This window comes from Cobetia sp. ICG0124 (genome assembly GCF_004006355.1).
In the GTDB taxonomy this organism is placed as follows: Bacteria; Pseudomonadota; Gammaproteobacteria; order Pseudomonadales; family Halomonadaceae; genus Cobetia; species Cobetia marina.
Map to the genome: position 1 here is coordinate 447251 of NZ_CP024893.1, position 23275 is coordinate 470525.

Consider the following 23275-nt stretch of genomic DNA (forward strand, 5'->3'; position numbering starts at 1 on the left):
CGGATACGGGGGCCGGCTGTCAGTTGACGCCTGTGCCGCGGCCCCGCATGCTGGGGTGTGGTGACCACAGGACAGGCGGAACCGGCAAGCAGGAAGGCCGGTTGCTGGGCCTGTATAATACCGATTCCCCCAGCCAAGGACACAGAGCAGCCATGGCCCAGCGCAGCCATTCAATACACACGGGCAAGCCGGTGTCCGCCCTCGGGCGGCCGCATCGTCGTCTTGCGTCTTCCACGACGGCGACGCGTCTCCCCGTCAGCCAGCCGGCGACATGGCGGCTCAAGCCGCTGGTGCTGCGTCTCCTGTGGACGCTGGCCCCGCTGGCCGCTGGCGCGCCGCTGATGGCGCAAGCCGCCCCGCCGGAGCCGCTGTCGGCAAGCCAGCTCGACTGGCAGCCTTATGATGAGATGCCGCAGGGGCAGCTGTGCAGCGGTCGCTACGTGACACCGGCCTACCGGATCGATGCGGGTGACACGCCCGAGCAGGTCGCGACCTCCGCCGACAAGGCCAATTATGGCAATGACGGCGTCGCGACCCTGATGGGCGAGGTAGTGCTCAGACGGGGTGATTCCCAGCTGGAATCGCCTGAGGTCAGCGTCAACGAGGCGCGAGACACCGCGACGGCCAAGGGCCCGGTGACCTACCGTCAGCCCGGCGTGCTGCTGCGCGGAGATGATGCCCGCGTCTCGCTCAACAGCGACGCGGCCAGCGTCGACAATGGTCACTACGTCTTCCACAAGCAGCGTATCCGGGGGGATGCGGTGCAGTTGGCGCGTCTGGAAGATGGCCGATATCGCCTGAAGGATGCCAGCTTCACCTCCTGTGAGCCGGGCAACAGCCTGTGGCGTCTGGTCGGCAGCGATATCACCATCGACCGGGAGTCCGGTTGGGGGGAGGCGACCCACGCGCGCATGGAAATGGGCGGCGTGCCGGTCTTCTATTGGCCCTATGTGCGTTTCCCGGTCGATGACCGCCGCCACACCGGGTTGCTGTGGCCGCAGCTCAGCTACACCAGCTCCAGCGGCTTCGATTATGCCCAGCCCATCTATCTGAACCTGGCCCCGAATTACGATGCCACCATCACGCCTCGCTACATTTCAGAGCGCGGTGAGATGCTGGAAGGTGAGTTCCGTTACCTGCTGCCGCGTGGCGACGAAGGCACGCTGGAAGGCGCCTGGTTGGCCGATGACGATGGCGGCAGTGATCCGGATGACGATGAAGAGGATCTCATCGGCGAGGATCGCTGGTACATCAATTACCAGCACTCTGGTCGCTATGACGCGCGCACGGCCTATCAGCTCAAGTATGGCGCGGCATCCGACGGCAATTACTTCGATGACTTCGGGCGCAACTTCGGCGAGACCGAGACGGACAGCCTCGAGCGTCTCGCGCGACTGAATTACCGTGGCGACGTCTGGGATCTCGAGTTCAAGGCGCAGGGGTATCAGCGGATGGACTTTCCGCTGGATGACGAGGACAAGCCGTTCTATCGCCTGCCGAGCCTGACTGCCAACGCGCGCTGGAGCCAGACCAGCGGCTTCTATGAAGAATGGAATTCCAACGCCACCTACTTCTGGCGTGATGTGGACGAGACCGACACGGACATCGACGACGATGAAGCCGCCAACGGCACCCGTCTGCGTCTGGCGCCGGCCGTGGGCTGGCGCAGTGATCAGAGCTGGAGCTTCATCGAGCCGCGTGCCCAGCTGATCAGTCTGAGCTACGACCTGGACTACGGGGATCGCGAGACCGATCGTGACAGCAGTACCTCGGCGACCATTCCGGTGCTGTCACTGGACAGCGGCTTGATCTTCGACCGTGATACCGAGTGGTTCGGCGAAGGTTACAAGCAGACGCTGGAGCCGCGTCTGTACTACGCCTATGTCCCTGAGGTCGATCAGTCCGACTTCCCGGACTTCGACACCTCCGAGGATGCCTTCAGCTGGAATCAGCTGTGGTCTCCCTACCGCTTCAGCGGTGGCGACCGAGTAGGCGACACCAACAAGATCTCCTACGGCGTCTCCTCGCGCTTCATCAGTGACGAGAGCGGTCGTGAACGCCTCAAGCTGGGCGTTGGCCAGTCCAGCTACCTGTCGGACCGCAACATCGACATGGATGGGGACCCGGACAAGACGTCGCGCTCCGACTTCGACAGCTACTCCGATTACTATCGGGCGACGCGTGACCGCTCGCCGGTGGTCTTCCAGGCCGATGTGGTCCTCAACGACCAGTGGACCGCGACCCAGGCCGTGTTCCAGGACTTCGATCGCGGTGTCACCGAAAGTGCCCAGACATCACTGCGTTATCGCGCCAAACAGGGCACGGTACTGAACTTTGGCTTCAATCGTGAGATCGAAGGGTTCGTGCCTTACGATGATGAGGACGATGAAGACGTGCTGGGCTATACCCGCAACGAGTGGGATTTCTCGTTCGCGACGCCGGTCAGCGCAAGCTGGTCGCTGCTGGGCCGCTATCAGTACGACAGCACCAATTCCCGCTCGCTGGAGAAGGTGCTGGGTGTCCAGTACAACGACTGCTGCTATGGCGTCCAGGTCACCTGGAGGGAATGGCAGGATGACAACGACACCGCCAATACCATCTCGGATGATGAAGAGAAGAACGGTATCTTCCTGACCTTCGAGTTCAAGGGACTGGGTGGCGTCGGCCAGAGCGCGGACAGCTATCTGGAGCAGGCGGTGCCGGGCTATCGCAACGCCGGTTTCTGACCCCCGGGATGCGTCACGCACGCTGACGACAGGGCGCCGCTGCAAGGCGGCGCCATCAACATTTTTACGTCGAGAGAACACCCGATGCGCAAGACCCTGATTGCCCCGCTGGGGCTGGCATTCGCGCTGGCAAGCCTGCCGGTGAGTGCCGCCGAGTTGCTCGACCGTGTGGTTGCCGTGGTCAACAAGGACGCCATCATGCAAAGCGACATGGAGCGGCGTGTCTCCCAGGCCAGCCAACAGCTGCAGAGTCGCGGTATCAACCTGCCGCCGCGCAATGTGCTGGAGCGCCAGGTGCTCGACCGCATGGTCAATGAGCAGATTCAGCTGCAGATGGCGGAGCAGGCCAATCTGAGCATCGATGACACCCAGCTCAATGCCACCCTGCGGGGAATCGCCAAGGACAATGGTCTGAGCCTGGAGGCCTTTGCCGACAAGCTCGAGCAGGATGGCATGTCGCTGGCCGATGTGCGTGATCAGGTGCGTCGTGAACTGCTGGTGCAACAGATCCAGCAGCGTCGCGTGGCCAGCAAGGTGCGCATCTCCGATCGCGAGATCGACCGGTATCTCAACCAGCAGGGCGTCGGCAGTGATATCCAGTATCACCTGGCGCACCTGCTGGTCGCCCTGCCGCAGGAGCCGACACCGGCTCAGGTCAAGGCGGCGCGCGAGCGTGCCGATGGTCTGCGTCAGCAGATCGCCGATGGGACGGACTTCGCCCAGGTGGCAGCGGCGGAATCCGCTGGCAGCCAGGCGCTGAGTGGCGGGGATCTCGGCTGGCGCGCCGGCGGTGAGCTGCCGAGCGTATTCGCCGATGTGGTGCCGGACATGCAGGCAGGTGAGGTGTCCCAGCCGTTGCGCAGTGCCAGCGGCTATCACCTGGTCAAGCTGATCGAGAAGCGTGGCGCAGGCAAGTCATTGATTTCCCAGACTCAGGCGCGTCACATCCTGATCCAGCCCAACCCGAACATGAGTGATCAGCAGGCGCTTGAGCGTGCCGAGTCCATCCGCCGTCGCGTGCTGGGAGGCGAGGACTTCGCCGCGCTGGCCCAGGAGTTCAGCGACGACAAGGGCAGCTCTCTCAAGGGTGGCGAGCTGGGGTGGGTCAGCCCGGGGCAGACGGTGTCGTCCTTCGAGACTGCCATGAACGCCCTGAAGGTGGGGGAGGTCAGCCAGCCCATCAAGACGCGCTTCGGCTATCACATCATCGAGGTCGAGAATCGTCGTCAGCAGGATGTCACCAATTCCAGCCAGCGTGACAAGGTCCGCAAGACCCTGTTCCAGCGCAAGCTCAATGACGAACTGGAAGCCTGGCAGCAGCAGATCCGCGCCGAGGCCTATGTCGACAACCGCCTTGATGAGCAGTGAGCGCGCCATGTCGTCCGAGGTGATCGCGCTGACCGCCGGGGAGCCGGCGGGCATCGGTCCCGAGCTGCTGGTGATGCTGGCGGCTCAGGCCGAGGACTTCCCGGCGCAGCTGGTCGCGGTCGCCGATCCCGACCTGCTGGCCAGTCGTGCCCGCCTGCTGGGGCTTTCGCTTGAATTGCATGAGCTGAGCCCCGGCGACCCCCTGCCACCGGCCCGCAATGGTCATCTGGCCGTATGGCCGGTGCCGCTGGCGGTGCCCAGTGAGCCGGGGGTGATCGATGCGCGCAACGGTGATCATGTCCTGCAGATGCTCGACGTGGCCATCGCCGCCTGTCAGGCCGGACACGCCAGTGCCATGGTGACGGCGCCGCTGTCCAAGGCTGCCGTGATCGAGGCCGGCCACGCCGGTTTCACGGGGCATACCGAGTATCTGCGCGACGTCTGCGGTGTCGAGGAAGTGGTCATGATGCTGGCGTGCCCGGGACTGCGTGTCGCGCTGGCCACCACCCATCTGCCGCTGCGTGAGGTGGCCGACGCCATCACGCCGCAGGGGCTGACACGAGTGCTCACTATCCTGGCGGAAGATCTCAAACGCTACTTCGGGCGTGAGACGCCGCGCATCGCGGTGTGCGGACTCAACCCCCATGCCGGCGAAGGTGGGCATCTCGGCGTCGAGGAGATCGAGGTGATCTCACCGACGCTCGAGGCACTGCGCGCCACGGGCATGCAGCTGGCGGGGCCGCTGCCGGCGGATACCCTGTTCACGCCACGTCATCTCGATGGCGTGGATGCCGTGCTGGCGATGTATCACGATCAGGGGCTGCCGGTGCTCAAGTACGCCGGATTCGGTCAGGCGGCCAACATCACGCTGGGCCTGCCCATCGTGCGTACCTCGGTCGATCACGGTACCGCGCTGGATCTCGCGGGCACGGGTCGGGCCGATGTCGGAAGTCTCGTGCAGGCCGTGCAGGTGGCCATCGAGATGGCAGCCGCCGCGCGAGCCTGAGATAATCCCCCGCTACCCCAGTCATTCGACCATCCAGGATGGTCTCGCCGTCCGGGAGTCCACAGGGCTCCCCGGAGGAAAGTCAGTCCCATGTCCCAACATTTCCCGGCGCATCGTGCGCGCAAGCGTTTCGGCCAGAACTTCCTGCAGGATCTTGGCGTCATCTCCCGTATCGTCAGGGCCATTCGTCCGGCAGAGGGGGAGCGGCTGGTCGAGATCGGTCCGGGGCAGGGGGCGCTGACCGGTCCGTTGCTGGAAGCGGCGGGCAAGCTGGAGGTCATCGAGCTGGACCGTGACCTGATCCCCGGGCTGCGCGTGCAGTTCTTCAACTATCCCGATTTCGTCATCCACGAGGGCGATGCCCTGCGCTTCGATTTTCCGGCGCTGGTGGGCGATGGTCCGGCACTGCGCGTGGTCGGCAACCTGCCGTACAACATCTCCACGCCACTGATCTTCCACCTGCTGGAAGCGCGTGGTGCGATTGCCGACATGCACTTCATGCTGCAGAAGGAAGTGGTCGAGCGTCTGGCGGCTGAGCCGGGTGGTACGGACTGGGGCCGTCTGTCGGTGATGACCCAGTATTACTGTGCGGTCGAGAACCTCTTCCTGGTGCCGCCCAGTGCCTTCTTCCCGGCGCCAAAGGTGGACTCGGCCATCGTGCGTCTGGTGCCGCATGCCGAGCTGCCGCATCCGGCGACTGACGAGAAGCTGCTGGCCATCATCGTGCGGGAAGCCTTCTCTCAGCGTCGCAAGACCCTGCGCAACAACTTCAAGGGGCGTATCGATGCCGAACAGCTGACGGCGCTGGGCATTGATCCCTCGCGTCGCCCGCAGACGCTGACGGTCGCGGAGCGCCGCCACTGACAGCGATCACGACGCATGAGCGGCGTGGCGGACATTCATGTCGACGCCGTACCGGAGTACTGCGCCGACGAGAGTCGTCCGAGCGAGAACCGCTTCGTGTTCCGCTACACCATCACGGTGCACAATGGCAGCGACGAGACGATCCAGCTGCTGGCGCGTTACTGGAAGATCACCCAGGGAAGCGGCAACGAGCAGGAAGTCCGCGGCAAGGGGGTGGTCGGCAAGCAGCCGCTGATCGCCCCGGGGGAAAGCTTCCGCTATACCTCGCGGGCCGTCCTCGACATGCCGGTCGGCGTGATGCAGGGGGCCTATACCTTCTCCGATGCCACCCATGCGCGCACCTTCGAAGTCGCCATCGCGCCATTTCGTCTGGCCGGGCCGCATCAGGTGCATTGGCGGCCGGGGGAGCAGCATGACGCAGTGGGCGATTGGCGATCTGCAGGGATGTCACGTTGAGTTCGAACGCCTGTTGCAGCGTCTGGAGTTCACGCCCGGACGTGATGTGATGTGGTTGGCCGGAGATCTGGTCAATCGCGGGCCGGGCTCGCTTGAATGCCTGCGCCATGCCAAGGCTCTCGGGGACAGTGCGCGCATCGTGCTGGGCAACCATGATCTGCATCTGCTGGCGGTCGCGCATGGCTTCGGGCGCCTCAAGCGTTCCGATACGCTTCAGCCCATTCTGGACGCGCCGGATCGCGACGAGCTGCTTGACTGGCTGCGTCGCCAGCCGTTGATGGTGGAAGAGACCATCGATGCGCGGCGCACGGTGATGACGCATGCCGGCGTTCTGCCCGGCTGGACCTTGAATCAGGCGGCAGCGCTGGCCCGCGAGGCGGAAGCTGCACTGGCGGGGGACGCCTGTCGCGAGTTTCTCGGCGAGATGTATGGCGACACGCCCGATCTCTGGCGGGAGGATCTCAGCGGCATCGCGCGGCTGCGTTGCATCGTGAATGTCTTCACCCGCATGCGTTTCGTGGACCGCGAGGGTCGCATGGACTTTGCGGCCAAGGAGGGGCTGGATTCCGCGCCCGAGGGCTATCGTCCCTGGTTCCAGTTTCCGCGTCCCGAGGGGGCCTGGGATGACTCTCCGCGCCTGCTGTTCGGCCATTGGGCGGCGCTGGAAGGCGAGACTCCAGCGGCGCGCCAGGATGTCGCGGCACTGGATACCGGCTGTGTATGGGGTGGCGGGCTGACAGCGCTCGATCTCGAGACGGGGCAGCGCGTGTTCGAACCGGCGGTGACATCGCGCAGCGGAGTTCCCATGAGTTTCGAACATCTTGATCTGGCGTCACTGGCGCAATGGCGCGACGGTGAACAACCCTACGTGCTGCTGGACATCCGTGATCCGCTCAGCTTCACCCAGGGGCGCATTCCCGGCAGCCGGCATCTGGACAACGCCAGTGCGGGGGCGATCCTGGAAGAGACACCTCGCGACACACCGCTGGTAGTGGTGTGCTATCACGGCCACTCCAGTCAGCAGGCAGCGGCCTGGCTTGCCGGGCAGGGCTTCGAGAAGGTCTACTCTCTCGATGGCGGTTTCACCCAGTATCAGCTCACCCATGGCGATGATGTCGAAAGCGGTAGCTGATCCCACCTTTGCCTGATTGTCTCATCTCCCTTCTGCCAAGGAGTCCCCATGACTCGTAGTGCCCCTCATCGACTTGATGCGTCATCGGACCGCCTGCTGCAAGGGCTCGAGGTCTATCGGGTAGGGGGCGCCGTGCGCGATGCGCGCCTGGGCTGGCCATGGCATGAGTGCGATTTCGTGGTGGTGGGCGCGACGGTCGAGGACATGCAGGCGCGTGGTTTCCGCCCGGTGGGGCGCGACTTTCCGGTCTTCCTGCACCCTCAGACGCAGGAGGAATATGCGCTGGCACGCACCGAGCGCAAGTCTGGACATGGCTACGTTGGCTTCACCGTGCATGCCAGCCCCGACGTGACCCTGGAAGAGGATCTCGTGCGTCGTGATCTGACCATCAATGCCATGGCCGAGCCGCTGGACAGTCCGCCCGGCGAGGGCGAACTGGTGGACCCCTACGGCGGACTTGCGGATCTCGAGGCACGACTGTTGCGTCACGTCTCCGACGCCTTCAGTGAAGACCCGCTACGCGTGCTGCGCGTGGCACGCTTCCTGGCACGTTATCAGGGGCTGGGTTTCACGGTCGCCGAGGAGACTCGCGCGTTGATGCAGGGGATGGTCGAGAGCGGCGAAGTCTCGCATCTGGTCGCCGAGCGTGTCTGGAAGGAAACCGAGAAGGCGCTGGGGGAAGCCAGTCCTGAGGCCTACTTCCAGCTGCTGGATGAGCTGGGTGCCCTGAGCGTGCTGATGCCGGCGCTGGCGAGGGAGGCCCGTGCGCTTGAGTCAGCGCTGGAGCGGCTGGATCGACTGCCGCGACAGCTGGTCGATGAGGCGGAGATGGTCTGCTGGCGCATGGCACGGCTGGTGGAGCACCTGTCGCGTGAGGAGATCGATACCCTGGCGCAGGAGCTGCGTCTGCCCAGTGCCGTGCGCGATGCGGCTCAGCAGGCGCGTCAGTGCCGAGAGCTGAATGATGCGTCGCATCGTGAGGGTGGCGTGCAGGCGGAAGATCTCAAGGTCTGGCTGGATGGCGTCGATGCGTGGCGTCGTGGTGAGCGTCAGTCGGTGCTGGTGGCCTTGCTGGCAGTGGAAGACAAGGGGCTGGCGCGGCTGGGCAATGCCGCCTGGCAGGCCGCGACGGTGGTCTCGCCGCAATCCCTGGTCGCTCAGGGGCTCAAGGGTGCCGAGATCGGGCGGGCGATGGGCGAGCAGCGTCAGCAGGCGATTGCCGAGGCGTTGCGTGAGTGGCGAGCCACGCCAGAGGTCCATGCGCCGCACTGTGGTTGTGGCCACGCTCACTGAGTCTACAGGCGCGGTTCGCTGCCATCGCTCAGGCGGCGCAGATTGAGCGCGTGACGCACCACGATCAGACTGGCGAAGACGAGTATCACGCCGCTCATTTCCGGCGCCAGCCACAGGCTGAAGAGCGGGGCGGCAAGCCCTGAGACGAGTGAGGCAATGGCGGCGGTGCGCAGGCGCCACGCCAGTCCGATCCACAGGGCGGCACAGCTCAGGGCCACGCCCGGTGCCAGCATCAACAGCACGCCGAAGGCGGCAGCGACAGCCTTGCCGCCTCGATGTCCGCGATGCCATAGCGGCAGGCTGTGGCCGATCAGCACCGCCAGTCCGATCAGTCCCAGCGCCCAGGCGGGCAGGGCGATCTCGCCACCCAGCCACAGGGCAGGCATGCCCTTGGTGGCATCGAAGGCCAGGACCAGCGCGGCAGGCATGGCACCGTGCAGTCGCAGTACATTCGAGAAGCCCGGATTGAAGGAGCCGGCCAGTCGCGGGTCGGTCAGGCCCAGGCGCTGGCAGATCCACACCGCTCCCAGAACCGACCCTCCCCCATAGGCCAGTGCCAGCAGCAGGCTCAGCTGCTGCCAGTGTGCCAGCGTGGCCACCCAGCCGATGATGTCGCTCAGCATGCTGTCGCTTGCGGACAGGCGCATCGCGCGGCTCGGTTTGGCCAAGCAGGGGCTGGGTGCAGTAGAATCTCGGGCATGATGGCGGGGCCTTTGGCGGCGTCGTTTTACTGGTTCATCCGACAAGCATAGAGGTAACGCCATGGATCGTGTGCTGATCGAGGCTCTGGCAGTTGAGACCGTGATAGGAGTCTATGACTGGGAGCGTACCATTCGCCAGCGTCTGGTGATCGATCTGGAGATGGCGACGGACATCCGTCCTGCCGCGGCCGGGGATGATCTGACGCATACCCTTGATTATGCTGCCATCAGCGCTCGGATCCAGACCTACGCAGACGACAGCCAGTTCGAGCTGGTGGAGACCTTCGCGGAGCGTCTCGCCGCGCTGCTGCGGGAAGAATTCGGGATTCCCTGGCTCAGGATGACGGTGCGCAAGCCGGGGGCGGTCCCGGAGGCGCAAGCGGTGGGCGTGCGCATCGAGCGCGGCACGCTCGTGGATGTCAGCGCATGACTCTGGTGCTTGTCTCCATCGGCAGCAACATCGAACGTGATCATCACGTGCGAGTCTGCCTGGATGCCCTGGAGGCGACCTTCGGGGAGCTCACGCTGTCTTCCGTCTACGAAAGCGAGCCGGTGGGGTTCGTCGACGGGCGCAATTTCTACAATCTGGTGGCGGGATTCCACAGTGACTGGAGCGTCGGTGAGCTGCAAGCCTGGTGCAAGCAGGTCGAGTTCGCCAACGGACGCCTCGAGGGCAGCCCCAAGTTCAGTCCGCGTACGCTGGATATCGACATCCTGACGGTCGGTGAGCTGACCGGCGAGATCGACGGTGTCCTGCTGCCGCGCGAGGAAGTGGATCGCAATGCCTTCGTGCTGCTGCCACTGGCGGAAGCCTTCGCCGAGCAGCGCCACCCGGTGCGTGGGGTCGACTATGCCAGCCTGTGGCAGTCATTCGTCGAGCATGGGCATGCCGAGTCGCAGCCCTTGTGGCCGGTGGAGTTCAGCTGGCGTTGCCGGAGGATCTCCCGCACCGGCGTCGCGCCGTGACGGCGCGGACAGGCTATCGAGAGGCCAGCGTGGTACGGCCTTCATCGGGCCAGTGTCCTGCTCACCGGCGTTCAGTCGTTGTGCACCCACGTAGGCGATCATGGCGCCATTGTCGGTACAGAAGCGACCGCGCGGATAGTAGGCGCGGGCGTTGCGCTTGGCCAGTTCATGGCTCAGGCGCTCGCGCAGGCGGGTATTGGCACTGACGCCGCCCGCCACGACCAGACGCTTGAGACCGGTCTGATCCAGCGCGCGGCGGCACTTGATGACCAGGGTGTCGACCACGGCTTCCTCGAAGGCGCGCGCGATGTCGGCGCGATGCTGTTCGTCCGGCTCGCCACTGGCCTTTGCCTTCTTGAGGGTGACCATGGTGTGGGTCTTGAGGCCCGAGAAGCTGAAATCCAGTCCGGGGCGATCCGTCATCGGGCGCGGGAAGCGGTAGCGCTTCGGATCGCCCTGCTCGGCCAGCTTGGCAACCTGCGGGCCGCCGGGGTAGGGCAGTTCCAGCATCTTGGCGGCCTTGTCGAAGGCCTCGCCTGCGGCATCATCCACGGACTCGCCCAGCAGCTCGTACTCGCCCAGCCCGCGTACCGCCACCAGCTGTGTGTGGCCACCGGAGACCAGCAGCGCCACGAAGGGGAATTCCGGTGCGTCGTCTTCCAGCATCGGGGCCAGCAGATGGCCTTCCATGTGATGCACCCCGAGCACCGGAATCTGCCAGGCTCTGGCCAGGCCATGGGCCGTCGAGGCGCCGACCATCAAGGCGCCCACCAGCCCCGGGCCTGCGGTATAGGTGATGGCATCGATGTCAGCGGCTTTCAGATTCGCCTCGTCCATCACCTGCTGGATCAACGGCAGCAGCTTGCGGGTATGATCGCGAGAGGCCAGCTCCGGCACCACACCGCCGAATTCGGCGTGCATGGCGATCTGGCTGTAGAGGGCGTCTGCAAGCAGGCCCTGGTCCGTGTCGTAGATGGCGACGCCGGTCTCGTCGCAGGAAGTCTCGATGCCGAGCACACGCATGGCTGACTCTCAGGAAATATCAGAAGTAGAGGGCGGCACGGCCAGCGAGGCTGCCTGAGCGAGCCCGAGAGGCGAGGGTGCCGTGAATGCGCGATATTCTACTGGCTGTGAGCACGGGTGTCGCGCCAGCTGGCGTTATGCGAGAGACGATTTCCGGTTTCCGCGTTTGCAAAGGCGGGGACGGGTGTCTAGAATATGGCACTCTGCAAGACTGGGTCGTGCATCCGACCACCCCGCAAAAGCTCCCCGAATCATGATTCCAGCCAGCGACGGCTACCCTCACCGGTGGTGTCGCAGGCGACTGATTGATGCTGGATCGACCTGCAGGTGGCGGTTTACCGTCGCTGGCTGGTGGCTCCTGAGGAGTGGCTGCACCGGATGTGCGTTCAAACCGAACTCATGATCTCAAGGTAGGTGAGTGTTTAATGCCTTCAGTTAAAGTACGTGACAACGAGCCGTTCGACGTCGCCCTGCGCCGTTTCAAGCGCTCCTGCGAAAAAGCCGGTGTTCTTTCCGAAGTGCGTCGTCGTGAGCACTACGAGAAGCCGACCGCTGTTCGCAAGCGTCAGCAGGCGGCCGCTGTAAAGCGCCACGCCAAGAAGGTTCAGCGTGAGCGCAAGCGTTTCGAGCGTCTCTACTGATCCGTACTTTTGGGGAGTGATCCACTGCTCTCTGGAAGGACACCAAGCGGCTGCCTCACGGTGGCCGCTTGTTTTTGTCTCTGGTGATCCGTTTGTTCCCGAGTCGTGTGTCAGTTCACTGCACACGTTGCTGTTTCCACTGCGTTGGGGTCAGTCCGTTTTTCCATGACTTCTGGCGAACCATGGCTGGTCTCATCCCGCAAGGCTTCATAGACGATCTGCTGGCCCGTACCGATGTGGTCGAGGTGGTAGGTGAGCGTGTCCAGTTGAAGAAGGCTGGCAAGAGCTATGTCGGCCTGTGCCCCTTCCATCAGGAAAACTCTCCCTCGTTCAACGTCATTCCGGACAAGCAGTTCTATCACTGCTTCGGGTGCGGGGCGAGCGGCAGTGCCCTCAAGTTTCTGATGGAATTCGATCGTCTGCCGTTTCCGGAAGCGGTCGAGCAGCTCGCCTCGCGTCTGGCGCTCGAGGTGCCCCGTGAAGGCGGCAATCAGAGCCCCCATGAACGTCGCGAGCGCCAGCGCCGCGAGCAGGCCCGTGAAGAGGGTGTCAATCTGCTTGAGGCGGCGGCTGACTTCTATCGCCAGCGCCTGACGGAACCTGCCGCACAGCCCGCCCGTGAGTATCTTGAGGGGCGTGGGCTGTCGCGTGAGGTGATGCGCGATTTCGGTATCGGCTTTGCGCCCCAGGGCTGGGAACATCTCAAGCACCATCTGAGCAAGCTGGGTGTCAGCGAAGAGGTGCAGATCGAGTACGGCCTGCTGATCCATCACGAGGAGAGTGGGCGGCGCTATGACCGCTTCCGCGATCGCGTGATGTTCCCGATCCGTGACTGGAAGGGGCGCACCATCGCCTTCGGTGGTCGCGTGATGGGCGATGCGAAACCCAAATACCTGAATTCCCCCGAGACGCCTGTCTTCCACAAGGGGCGTGAGCTCTACGGCCTGTATGAGGCCCGCGAGGCGAATCGCAAGCTTGAGCGCATGCTGATCGTCGAGGGCTACATGGACGTCGTGGCGCTGGCGCAGTATGGCATTCGCAATGCCTGCGCCACCCTGGGCACCGCGACCAGTGAGGAACACCTCAAGCGCCTCTATCGGCTGGTCGATGAAGTGGTGTTCTGCTTCGACGGTGACAAGGCTGGCCGTCAGGCCGCGCGCCGGGCACTGGAGACGGTGCTGGACGTCATGATCGATGGCCGCCAGGCACGTTTCCTGTTCCTGCCTGAGGGTGAAGACCCGGATTCGCTGGTGCGCAGTGAAGGGCAGGAAGCCTTCGAGAAGCGGGTGACCTGCGCCTCGGGGCTCTCCGAGTTCCTGTTCGAGCAGGCGGCGGAAGGGCGCGACCTCAAGCGCATGGAGCAGCTGGAGCGCTTCGTGACCCAGGCACTGGAATGGATATCCCGGGTGCCCGAGGGGGTGCTGCGTTCACTGCTGCTCAAGGAGCTGGAGCGCCGCAGTGGCCTGGAGCGTGAGCGGCTGGATGCCATGCTGGTGGAGCGTGCCGCGGCGCGTGATGCCCAGCAGGCGCGTCTCCGGCAGCATCAGCAGCTGCGCCAGGCCTCGCATGGCGCGGCGCGCAAGACGTCACCGCGTCACTCGGTCAGCATGCTGACGCGCCTGCTGCACCTTCTGGTGCATGAGCCGCAGCTGGTGGCGGAGCTGCCGGCCAGCGATGAATGGATCGAAGGCGCCGGCGAGCCGGCAGACAGTGAGGATGTCCGTCTGCTGGTCGAGGTGGTGAGATTGCTCAAGGCTGGCCAGTATCGTTCGCCTCAGGTGCTGCTGGCGCACTTTCTGGGCACTGCTCAGGGGCCGCGCCTCGAGCAGTTGGCCGCGCGTGAGCTGCTCATCCCGCGTGAAGTGCGCAGCGAGGAGCTGAAGGGGCTGGTGGAGCATTGCCAGCATCAGCTGGCGCGCACGTCACCCGAGGCGGAATACCAGGCCTTGCTGGCCAAGGAAAAGCAGGGCGAGAAGCTGTCGGCTGAGGAGAAGCAGCGGCTGATGGCCCTGCTGATGCAGCTGGCAACGCGGCGCTGAAGCGCGGATGAAAAAGCGTTGGCTGACCTTGAAAGACGCTCTCACACACACTATCTAATGGGGTAGTTCCCGATGCGGACTGCCGCAACGTAACCGATAACGCTAACACACCTGGATGGTCCGGCAAATACGCCGCTGGCAGCATCTCCCGATGGCACGCTATACTGGTGCGCTTGATGCTCTCTTCGTCCCTAACCGGCGCTTACTCGCTGAGCAGCGTCGCGTCCAGGTGCTTCATTCTTCTTCGTCGAGATTAGGGGTTCTATGGCTGGTAATGCGCAGCAGCAGTCGCGTCTCAAGGAGTTGATCGCGCGCGGCAAGGAACAGGGTTACCTGACCTATGCCGAGGTCAACGATCACCTGCCCGAGGATATCGCTGATCCAGAACAGGTGGAAGACATCATCAGCATGATCAACGATATGGGCATCAAGGTCGCTGAAGAAGCGCCTGATGCCGATACCTTGATGATGTCTGATTCCTCCACTGACGAGTCCGCCGCCGAAGAAGCCGTCGCTGCTCTCGCCGCGGTGGAAAGCGATGTGGGACGCACGACCGACCCGGTCCGCATGTACATGCGTGAAATGGGTACCGTCGAACTCCTGACCCGTGAAGGCGAGATCAAGATCGCCAAGCGGATCGAGGAAGGCACGCGTGAGGTCATGTCGTCTCTGGCCTTCCTGCCGGGAGCGGTCGACTCCATTCTCGAAGCCTACGATGGCACGCTCGGCGAGGACGGCGGACGTCTGTCCGACCTGTTCTCCGGTTTCATCGATCCGGATGAAGGCGTACCGGGTGTCGCTGAAGTCGAGGTCGAGGAAGTTGAGGAAGTCGAGGAAGGCGAGGAGTCTGAAGGCGAGGACGACGACGAGGACGACTCCGCTTCCGAGGGTGGTCCGGATCCTGAGCTTGCACGCGTGCGCTTCGAACAGATTCGCGAGCAGAATGATCTGACCAAGGCCGCCATCGAGAAGTACGGTTCAGGTTCTCCTGAGGCCAAGGCCGAGCAGGAGCGTCTTGCCGAGCTGTTCTCGCCGATCAAGCTGGTGCCTAAGCACTTCGAGCGCCTGGTCGGTCAGGTTCGCGTGTCCGTCGAGCAGGTGCGCGAGCAGGAAAAGGTCATCCTGCAGATCTTCGTCAAGCGCGGCAAGGTGCCTCGCAAGAGCTTCATCAAGGCATTCCCGGGCCACGAGTCCGACATGGACTGGTTCGACGGCTTCATCGGCGGCAGCAAGAAGTACGCCGACAAGCTCGAGCCGTTCCGTGCCGACGTGCTGCGTGCCCAGCGCAAGATCGCCTTCGAGCAGGACATGGTCCAGCTGCCGGTCAGCGAGCTCAAGGAAGTCAATCGTCGCCTGTCGATCGGTGAAGCCAAGGCGCGGCGTGCCAAGAAGGAAATGGTCGAGGCCAACCTGCGTCTGGTCATCTCCATCGCCAAGAAGTACACCAATCGTGGCCTGCAGTTCCTGGATCTCATCCAGGAAGGCAACATCGGCCTGATGAAGCGCCGTGGACAAGTTCGAGTACCGATCGTGGTTACAAGTTCTCGACCTACGCCACCTGGTGGATCCGTCAGGCGATCACGCGCTCCATCGCGGATCAGGCGCGCACCATCCGTATTCCGGTGCACATGATCGAGACCATCAACAAGTTGAACCGTGTCTCGCGTCAGATGCTGCAGGAAATGGGTCGCGAGCCGACGCCGGAAGAGCTGGGTGAACGCCTCGAGATGCCGGAAGACAAGGTGCGTCGCGTGCTCAAGATCGCCAAGGAGCCCATCTCCATGGAGACGCCGATCGGTGACGACGATGATTCGCACCTGGGTGACTTCATCGAGGACGGCACCATGGTCTCGCCGATCGACTCCGCCACCGGCGAAGGTCTGATCGAAGCGACCCGCGGCATCCTGTCCGGTCTGACCGCACGTGAAGCCAAGGTGCTGCGCATGCGTTTCGGTATCGACATGAACACCGACCACACCCTTGAGGAAGTCGGCAAGCAGTTCGATGTCACCCGTGAGCGTATCCGTCAGATCGAAGCGAAAGCGCTGCGCAAGCTGCGTCACCCGTCACGCTCCGAGTCACTGCGTTCCTTCATGGAAGAGTGATCTGAAGCGTTCGGGGCCACGGTTCAGCCGCTGGCCCCGCTGACAGCACAACGCCCGCCCCCATGCGAATGGGAGGCGGGCGTTGTCGTTTCTGGACGGTGCCGTCAGGCTCCATGCCCCAGCTGATGCGAGGATGAGGTCGCGGCCACGCTGAAGATGACGCGTCCCTTGACGCACTGGCGGGACACCGGGCCCATCTGCTCACTGCTCAAGCCATCGGGGTGCTCTCCGTAAAGCCAGAGGCGGCCGTGGTGGTCGATGCGATCTACATGCTTGATCAGCCGTCCCAGCGTCGGGTGTTCCACCACGATGGTGGTACCCGGTGCCAGGGGCCAGTGTCCAGGCCAGCGCATGCTGATGACCAGACTGTGCTGCGGGAGACGGGGGGCAAGACTATGACCGTGCAGGCGGTAGCTGTTGAACCAGCGCATGTGAGGCTCCTTGAAGGTGAGGGCATGACACGGTCGGGGTCTTGTCGGTGTCTTTCCTGAGCAGTGGTGATAGTTGTAGGGTATCCACTGCTTAGTAAAATATAATCATTCTCATTTGATGTCCAGGCATTCTCATCCGGCGTCGAGTTCGCGCAGTCGGGCACGGCGCTGGCGACCCATGCGAATGGCCAGCAGCACGATTTCGGCCACGGCGATCGCCATCAAGGTGTAGCCGAACAGTTCGGTGACTTCCTCGGCAGCATTCTTGACCGAGCGCAGGTAGGCGCTGCCCATCAGGGTTTCCCAGAACTCCGAGCGACCATAGAGGCGCGAGAAGACATAGGTGGCCAGGAAGCCGGCGCCAAACACTCCGAAGGCGAAGCTGCGACCGAAGTGTTCGAACTCGGCCACGAAGCGGGTGCGATGGCGCCATACGCCGATGATGACCGGAATCGCGACCACGCTGACCAGGATCTGCCAGCTGCCATCACCGAGCATGCCATCGAGCATGGCGTCCTGTTCACGGATCAATGACGCTGCGAACAGGCCGAACAGCAGCAGGCTGACGGTGCGAAGATCCGGGAGGCGTGAATGTACCAGCCACATGGTGGCGGCACTCAGCGCCAGCAGGGTGCTCTGCATGTGTTCCGTCCAGCTGGCTTCGCTGAAGCCGACATCGCCGAAGTGATGGGCATCATGCATTACCAGCGACATCATCGCTGCCACCACGGGGGCATAGATGGCCAGGCGCAGGCAGGCCTGCATGAACAGCGAGGTCGGCTTGCGACCATAAAGAGGCTGTTCGGCGCTGATGGGCAGCGGGACGGTATGGTGGTGTCGTGTCTGTGAGGTCAGGCGAGACAAGGGACTCTCCGGACAGTCCATGGACTGCCTGTCAGGGTGAGGGTGTCGTTTGCCTGCTCATTATAACGATGCAAAGGTGGCGGGTTAATATTGCCTTAAGAAAACTGTGAGGTGCCATTTGAGCATCGATGTCGCGTCATCAATCACTCATCCCTGTCTCAGTCGGTCGCGCTCGGCCTCTTCGACGATCCAGTCATGCACGGCCTGGATACGGCCATCGTCCAGAGTGCCGTGGGGATGGACGATGACGTAACGCTTGCCGGTCAGCACGCGCTCCGCGAACGGGGCAATCAGGATGCCGCTGTTCAGTTCATGGGTGATCAGGGTGCGTCTTGCCATGGCGACGCCCATGCCGGCGATGGCCGCTTCCATCGAGAGATGATTGCGATTGAAGGTATAGCCACGCTGAACGTTGACCTCCGGTGCGCCGATGCTCGCCAGGTAGAATTCCCATTCGGCATGGTCGTGGCTGCCGCGCCACGCAGTGACGTCATGCAGGAGGGGGTACCAGGCGAGATCCTGAGCATTGCGCAGTGGGGGGCGGCCGCGCATCAGGCCGGGGTGGCAGACGGGGAAGATCTCTTCTTCCATCAGCTCCGTGACCTGCATGCCGGGGTAGTGGCCATCGTTGAGGTCGACCGCCAGCTCGAAATCCCCCTCGCGCAAGGGTGAGTCACTGTCCTCGGCACGTACGTGCAGCTCGATGTCCGGGAAGCGTGCCTGCAGGCGGGGCAGGCGTGGTGCCAGCCATTTCGAGAGGAAAGACGGCACCGAGCGCAGGCGCAGCACGCCGCTCATCAGGCCGCTGCGCAGCCGCTTGACCTCCAGCCCCACTGCGCCGTAGGACTGCTCCACCACGCGTGCCAGACGCGCACCTTCCCCCGTCAGTTCCAGCCCGCGTGAACGGCGTAGAAACAGCTTGAAGCCCAGCCGCTCCTCCAGCTGCTTGATCTGCTGGCTGACTGCACCCGTGGTGACATGCAGTTCCTCGGCGGCACGCGTGAAGGAGGCGTGGCGCGCCGCGCAGGCGAATACCTGAAGCCAGGCGTGGGTCTGGCCATTGAGGTGGCGTGGGCTGTGCCCCTCCCTCATCATGGCGTCATTCACTCGCACGGCCACTGGCTCGGCGGGAACTCGAGATGAGGTGTCGTCATGTCCATCAGCGTATTTGATCTCTTCAAGGTCGGTGTCGGTCCGTCCAGCTCGCATACCGTGGGCCCGATGCGCGCTGCCGCACAATTCGTGGAAACGCTGCGCGCAAGGGATCTGCTCGAGCGTGTGGCGCGCATCGAGGTGCAGCTGCATGGCTCGCTGTCCGCGACCGGTGTCGGGCATGGCACCGACAAGGCTGCCATCCTCGGGTTGATGGGTGAGCTGCCCGAGACCATCGACCCGACCATCATCGAGCCCTGCGTCGAGGAGCTGCTGGAATCCCAGACGCTGCTGCTCGACAACCGCATCGCGGTGCCCTTCGTGTGGGTGCGCGACATGCAGTGGCACGACGAGCCCTTGCCCTATCACCCGAATGCCATGCGTCTGGTGGCGCATGGCTACCGTGAGGAGCTGTACCGCAATGTCTACTACTCGGTAGGCGGCGGCTTCGTGGTCGATGAGGTGGAAGCGGCGCGTGATCCGTTGCTGGAAGACGAAACCCTGCGCCTTCCCTATGAGTTCAATACCGCCAATGAGCTGCTGGCGCTGTGTCGCATGCACAAGATGCGCATCAGTGAGCTGATGATGGCCAATGAGTGCTCGTTGCGCAGCGAAGCTCAGGTGCGTCGCGGTCTGTGGCGCATCTGGGAGGTGATGAACGAATGCATCGACAACGGCCTCAGCCATGAGGGCATTCTGCCCGGTGGGCTCAACGTCAAGCGGCGTGCCAAGCGGCTGCACGCGCGCCTTCTGGATGTGGAGTCCAGCAAGTCGATCATCACCTCGACCTTCTCGGCGATGGATTGGGTCAACCTGTTCGCGCTGGCGGTCAATGAAGAGAATGCCGCTGGTGGGCGCATGGTCACCGCGCCGACCAATGGCGCGGCGGGCATCATTCCGGCGGTGCTCAGCTATTACATGAAATTCCAAGAGGATGCGCGCGAGGAGGATGTGGTCGATTTCCTGCTCACGGCGGCCTCGGTGGGCATCCTGTGCAAGAAGAACGCGTCCATCTCCGGGGCGGAAGTCGGCTGTCAGGGCGAGGTGGGCTCCGCCTGCGCGATGGCGGCGGCCGGCCTTGCCGAGCTGATGGGCGCGACGCCGGAGCAGGTCGAGAACGCCGCGGAAATCGGTCTCGAGCACAATCTGGGGCTGACCTGTGACCCGATCGGCGGCCTGGTGCAGATTCCCTGCATCGAGCGCAATGCGATTGCCTCGGTCAAGGCGATCAACGCCGCCCAGATGGCGATGTGTGGCGATGGGGATCATTTCGTCTCGCTGGACAAGGCGATCCGTACCATGCGCGACACCGGCCGCGACATGCAGGACAAGTACAAGGAAACCTCCAAGGGCGGGCTCGCCGTCAACGCCATCGAGTGCTGATGCGGCGGACGGAGACCCGACATGCCATCACCTCCCATTCAGGGACCGCGCGCCAGTGGAGGTGTCTCTGCCACGGCGCCCATCCTCGAGACACGTGGCCTGAGCAAGGATTTTCGTGGTTTCACCGCCGTCGATGATGTCGATCTGCAGATTCAGGAAGGCCACATCCATGCGCTCATCGGACCGAATGGCGCAGGCAAGACCACGGTCTTCAACCTGCTGACCCGGTTCCTGCCCGCGACCCGTGGCGAGATTCTCTATCGTGGCAAGTCGATCACCCGCATGCGCTCGCATGAGATCGCGCGTCTCGGGCTGGTGCGTTCCTTCCAGATATCCGCAGTCTTCGCGCAGATGACGGTACTCGAGAATGTGCGGGTGGCACTGCAGCGCTCACAGGGCACCTCGTTTCACTTCTGGAAGTCCGAGCGCAGCCTCGACAGCCTCAATGAGCAGGCGCTGCATCTGCTGGAAGAGGTGGGGCTGCGCGAGGACGCCAACCGAGTGACGGCCAGTCTGCCCTATGGCCGCAAGCGTGCGCTGGAGCTCGCCACCACGCTGGCACTGGAGCCGACGGTGATGCTGCTGGATGAACCGACCCAGGGCATGGGCGCCGAGGATGTAGACCGTGTGGTCGAGCTGATTCGCGTCGCGGCACGTGGGCGCACGGTGCTGATGGTCGAGCACAACCTGAGCGTGGTCAGTCGTCTGTGTGACCGCATCAGTGTGCTGGCGCGCGGACGCGTGCTGGCGGAAGGCGACTACGCCAGCGTATCGGCCGACCCCGAGGTGCGCGAGGCGTATCTGGGCAGCGAGGTGACCGATGTCACAGCGGATCAGCGCGAGGAAGTTTCATGACCCAGATTCTGGAAAGCCCGGCCAAGCGTCAGGCCCCTGCGAGTGACTCCGCCACGCCGCAAGAGCAGCTCTGCCTGCGCGAGCTGAACGCCTGGTATGGCGAGTCCCATGTGCTGCATGGCGTCAACATGATGGTGCGGCGCGGCGAGCTGGTGACCTTGCTGGGTCGCAATGGTGCCGGCCGCAGCAGCACGCTGCGCGCGATCATGAACATGGTCGGGCGGCGCAGTGGCGGGATCTTTCTCAAGGGTCGCGACACCATGAAGCTGGCCCCGCATCACATCGCCCATCTCGGTGTGGGCTACTGCCCCGAGGAGCGTGGCATCTTCTCGAGTCTGAGCGTCGAGGAAAACCTGCTGTTGCCACCGATGGTCAAGGGCGCAGGGCATGGCGAGGGTCAGAGCCAAGGTCAGGGTCAGAATCAGGGCATGTCGCTGGATGAGCTCTACGCGCTGTTTCCCAATCTGCATGAGCGGCGCAACAGCCAGGGCACGCGCCTCTCCGGTGGCGAGCAGCAGATGCTGGCGCTGGCGCGCATCCTGAGAACCGGTGCCGACCTGCTGTTGCTGGATGAGATCACCGAGGGTCTCGCGCCGGTCATCAATCAGAAGCTGGGTGAGGTGCTGATGCTGCTGAAGGCGCGCGGCATGACCATCGTGCTGGTCGAGCAGAATTTCCGCTTTGCCGCACCGCTGGCCGACCGCCATTACCTGATGGAGCACGGCACCATTCTTGAGGAGATCACCGCCGCTGAGCTGCCGGCACGCCACGAATATCTGCACAAGGTACTGGGGGTCTGAACTCCCGGTCGGGGTGAGCTGCACCGGGCTTGCCGCCATGCACCGCCGTTGCATTCGCCAATCTGAAGTCCGTACGTCTCACCACAACAATCACAATATTGCCGGGTAAACCGGTTTGGAGATGTCATGCACGCCACCGTTTCATCCAACGCCACCCCTACGCCACCGTTTCATCCAACGCCACCCCTGTCGCATCACCGTTGTCACGCCGCATCACGGCGGCCACACGCCGGCGCCTGTGGCCGCTGTCCGCGCTCATGATGGGGTCACTGCTGTCGGCGGGAATCGCGCAGGCCGATATCAGTGACGGCGTGATCAAGATCGGCTATCTGGCCGACATGTCGGGTACCTATCGTGACCTGGCAGGCCCGGGCGGCCTGGATGCGCTCAAGATGGCGGTCGAGGACTTCGGCGGCAGCGTCAACGGCATGCCGATCGAGGTATTGAGTGCCGATGACCGCAACAGCGCCGATGTCGGTGCCAATACGGTGCGCGGCTGGATCGATCAGCAGAATGTCGACATGGTCGCAGGCCTGGTGGCCTCATCGGTAAGTATCGCGGTGACGCGGATTCTCGCCGAACAGGACACGCTGGGAATCGTCTCCGGCTCGGCGGCCTCCAGCATCACCAATGAGCATTGCACGCCCAATCATGTCCACTGGGTGTATGACACCTATCCGCTGGCGCATGGCACGGCCAAGGCCATCGTCGATGAAGGCGGCGACAGCTGGTTCCTGCTGACTGCGGATTATGCCTTCGGTCATGCCCTGGAAGGAGATGTGGAAAAGGTGGTGACCGAGAACGGCGGGAGCATCGTCGGCAAGGTGCGTCATCCGTTCCCGACCAGTGATTTCTCCTCCTACATCCTGCAGGCGCAGGGTTCCGGCGCCAAGATCGTCGGGCTGGCCAACGCCGGGGCGGACACCGTCAATGCGTTGACCACGGCGAGTCAGTTCGGCGTGGTGCAGTCGGGGCAGTCGCTGGCCGGGCTGTTGATCTTCCTCAACGACGTGCACGCGCTGGGGCTTGAGGTCGCGCAGGGGCTGCAGCTCACCACCGGCTGGTACTGGGACCTCAATGACGAGACGCGTGCCTGGTCCCAGCGCTATTACGAGCGCAATGCGCGCATGCCGACCATGGTCCAGGCCGGCATCTACTCAAGCACCCTGCATTACCTGAATGCGGTGGCAGCCACCGGCAGTGATGACACCGCCACCGTACGGGCGAAGATGGGCGAGACGCCGGTCAATGACATGTTCGCCAACAACGGCACCATCCGTGCCGATGGGCGCATGGTGCACGACATGTACCTGGTCAAGGTCAAGACGCCCGCCGAGTCCCAAGGCGAGTGGGACGTCTATGACGTGATCCGCACCATTCCCGGCGCTGAGGCCTACCGACCGCTGGCGGACAGCCAGTGCGAGCTGGTCAAGGGCTGAAGGCGAACGTCAGTCGAGCCGCGAAACGCGT

The 23275-nt window shown here is 63.7% G+C and carries 18 protein-coding genes and 3 pseudogenes; 16 read left to right on the top strand and 5 right to left on the bottom strand.

What is annotated here, in order from left to right:
* Positions 1 to 152: 152 nt before the first annotated feature.
* The 7 genes and pseudogenes from CU110_RS02115 to CU110_RS02145 all read left to right on the top strand — a co-directional run bounded on the left by CU110_RS02115 (position 153) and on the right by CU110_RS02145 (position 8845).
* Complete coding sequence (locus CU110_RS02115; RefSeq protein ID WP_240499642.1) at positions 153 to 2726, top strand: LPS-assembly protein LptD; 2574 nt, start codon at positions 153 to 155, stop codon at positions 2724 to 2726.
* An 84-nt stretch (positions 2727 to 2810) separates the two neighbouring features.
* Positions 2811 to 4094, top strand: coding sequence for a peptidylprolyl isomerase (locus tag CU110_RS02120; RefSeq protein ID WP_084207860.1), 1284 nt, complete (start codon positions 2811 to 2813; stop codon positions 4092 to 4094).
* Positions 4084 to 5100 carry a 4-hydroxythreonine-4-phosphate dehydrogenase PdxA gene (gene pdxA / locus CU110_RS02125; protein WP_240665446.1) on the top strand — a complete coding sequence of 339 codons (1017 nt, stop codon included), beginning with the start codon at positions 4084 to 4086 and terminating at the stop codon, positions 5098 to 5100. Before CU110_RS02120 ends, pdxA begins: the two co-directional genes overlap by 11 nt.
* A gap of 90 nt (positions 5101 to 5190) precedes the next feature.
* A complete protein-coding gene (gene rsmA, locus CU110_RS02130; RefSeq protein ID WP_127734418.1) occupies positions 5191 to 5964 on the top strand; it encodes a 16S rRNA (adenine(1518)-N(6)/adenine(1519)-N(6))-dimethyltransferase RsmA in 774 nt (257 codons plus the stop codon).
* A 15-nt stretch (positions 5965 to 5979) separates the two neighbouring features.
* Positions 5980 to 6357 (top strand): annotated as a pseudogene (apaG, locus tag CU110_RS02135) (Co2+/Mg2+ efflux protein ApaG); the annotation flags it as partial.
* A gap of 19 nt (positions 6358 to 6376) precedes the next feature.
* Positions 6377 to 7552 (top strand): symmetrical bis(5'-nucleosyl)-tetraphosphatase, encoded by a 1176-nt coding sequence (locus CU110_RS02140; RefSeq protein WP_127734422.1) that lies wholly within the window; start codon positions 6377 to 6379, stop codon positions 7550 to 7552.
* 48 nt (positions 7553 to 7600) lie between these two features.
* Positions 7601 to 8845: a polynucleotide adenylyltransferase gene (locus tag CU110_RS02145; protein WP_084207864.1), complete on the top strand. Its 1245-nt coding sequence runs from the start codon at positions 7601 to 7603 to the stop codon at positions 8843 to 8845.
* Positions 8846 to 8847: 2 nt separating this feature from the next.
* Here CU110_RS02145 and CU110_RS02150 read toward each other — a convergent pair whose 3' ends face one another.
* Positions 8848 to 9492 carry a glycerol-3-phosphate acyltransferase gene (locus CU110_RS02150; RefSeq protein WP_240665447.1) on the bottom strand — a complete coding sequence of 215 codons (645 nt, stop codon included), beginning with the start codon at positions 9490 to 9492 and terminating at the stop codon, positions 8848 to 8850.
* A gap of 115 nt (positions 9493 to 9607) precedes the next feature.
* On the opposite strand from CU110_RS02150, the gene folB reads away from it, so the two are divergent.
* Together folB and folK are read left to right on the top strand one after the other, a co-directional pair.
* Positions 9608 to 9976: a dihydroneopterin aldolase gene (gene folB, locus CU110_RS02155; RefSeq protein ID WP_077378104.1), complete on the top strand. Its 369-nt coding sequence runs from the start codon at positions 9608 to 9610 to the stop codon at positions 9974 to 9976.
* Positions 9973 to 10512 (top strand): 2-amino-4-hydroxy-6-hydroxymethyldihydropteridine diphosphokinase, encoded by a 540-nt coding sequence (folK, locus tag CU110_RS02160; protein WP_077378107.1) that lies wholly within the window; start codon positions 9973 to 9975, stop codon positions 10510 to 10512. The genes folB and folK overlap by 4 nt, the downstream gene beginning before the upstream one ends.
* Here the strand turns inward: folK and tsaD are convergent.
* Positions 10510 to 11535 (bottom strand): annotated as a pseudogene (gene tsaD, locus CU110_RS02165) (tRNA (adenosine(37)-N6)-threonylcarbamoyltransferase complex transferase subunit TsaD); the annotation flags it as partial. The gene folK and the pseudogene tsaD sit on opposite strands and share 3 nt — an antisense overlap.
* A gap of 425 nt (positions 11536 to 11960) precedes the next feature.
* Here tsaD and rpsU point away from each other — a divergent pair.
* The 3 genes and pseudogenes from rpsU to rpoD all read left to right on the top strand — a co-directional run bounded on the left by rpsU (position 11961) and on the right by rpoD (position 16320).
* A complete protein-coding gene (gene rpsU, locus CU110_RS02170) occupies positions 11961 to 12176 on the top strand; it encodes a 30S ribosomal protein S21 (RefSeq protein ID WP_024951433.1) in 216 nt (71 codons plus the stop codon).
* 182 nt (positions 12177 to 12358) lie between these two features.
* Entirely contained in the window at positions 12359 to 14215 is a 1857-nt protein-coding gene (gene dnaG, locus CU110_RS02175) for a DNA primase (protein ID WP_127734426.1), read from the top strand.
* Positions 14216 to 14479: 264 nt separating this feature from the next.
* A pseudogene (gene rpoD, locus CU110_RS02180) lies at positions 14480 to 16320 on the top strand (RNA polymerase sigma factor RpoD).
* A gap of 104 nt (positions 16321 to 16424) precedes the next feature.
* Here rpoD and CU110_RS02185 read toward each other — a convergent pair.
* The 3 genes from CU110_RS02185 to CU110_RS02195 all read right to left on the bottom strand — a co-directional run bounded on the left by CU110_RS02185 (position 16425) and on the right by CU110_RS02195 (position 18707).
* A complete protein-coding gene (locus CU110_RS02185; RefSeq protein WP_077378119.1) occupies positions 16425 to 16751 on the bottom strand; it encodes a S24/S26 family peptidase in 327 nt (108 codons plus the stop codon).
* A 132-nt stretch (positions 16752 to 16883) separates the two neighbouring features.
* Positions 16884 to 17615: a hypothetical protein gene (locus CU110_RS02190; RefSeq protein WP_127734428.1), complete on the bottom strand. Its 732-nt coding sequence runs from the start codon at positions 17613 to 17615 to the stop codon at positions 16884 to 16886.
* A 147-nt stretch (positions 17616 to 17762) separates the two neighbouring features.
* Positions 17763 to 18707, bottom strand: coding sequence for a LysR substrate-binding domain-containing protein (locus tag CU110_RS02195; RefSeq protein WP_127736649.1), 945 nt, complete (start codon positions 18705 to 18707; stop codon positions 17763 to 17765).
* A gap of 60 nt (positions 18708 to 18767) precedes the next feature.
* Here CU110_RS02195 and CU110_RS02200 point away from each other — a divergent pair, with 60 nt between their 5' ends.
* From CU110_RS02200 to CU110_RS02215, 4 genes are all read left to right on the top strand, one after another.
* Positions 18768 to 20150 (top strand): L-serine ammonia-lyase, encoded by a 1383-nt coding sequence (locus tag CU110_RS02200; RefSeq protein WP_077378125.1) that lies wholly within the window; start codon positions 18768 to 18770, stop codon positions 20148 to 20150.
* Between the two features lie 21 nt (positions 20151 to 20171).
* A complete protein-coding gene (locus tag CU110_RS02205) occupies positions 20172 to 21005 on the top strand; it encodes an ABC transporter ATP-binding protein (protein ID WP_084207867.1) in 834 nt (277 codons plus the stop codon).
* Complete coding sequence (locus CU110_RS02210) at positions 21002 to 21805, top strand: ABC transporter ATP-binding protein (protein ID WP_127734430.1); 804 nt, start codon at positions 21002 to 21004, stop codon at positions 21803 to 21805. Before CU110_RS02205 ends, CU110_RS02210 begins: the two co-directional genes overlap by 4 nt.
* A 257-nt stretch (positions 21806 to 22062) precedes the next feature.
* Positions 22063 to 23244, top strand: a complete 1182-nt coding sequence (locus tag CU110_RS02215) for an ABC transporter substrate-binding protein (protein ID WP_127736652.1) — start codon at positions 22063 to 22065, stop codon at positions 23242 to 23244.
* The last annotated feature ends 31 nt before the right edge of the window (positions 23245 to 23275 follow it).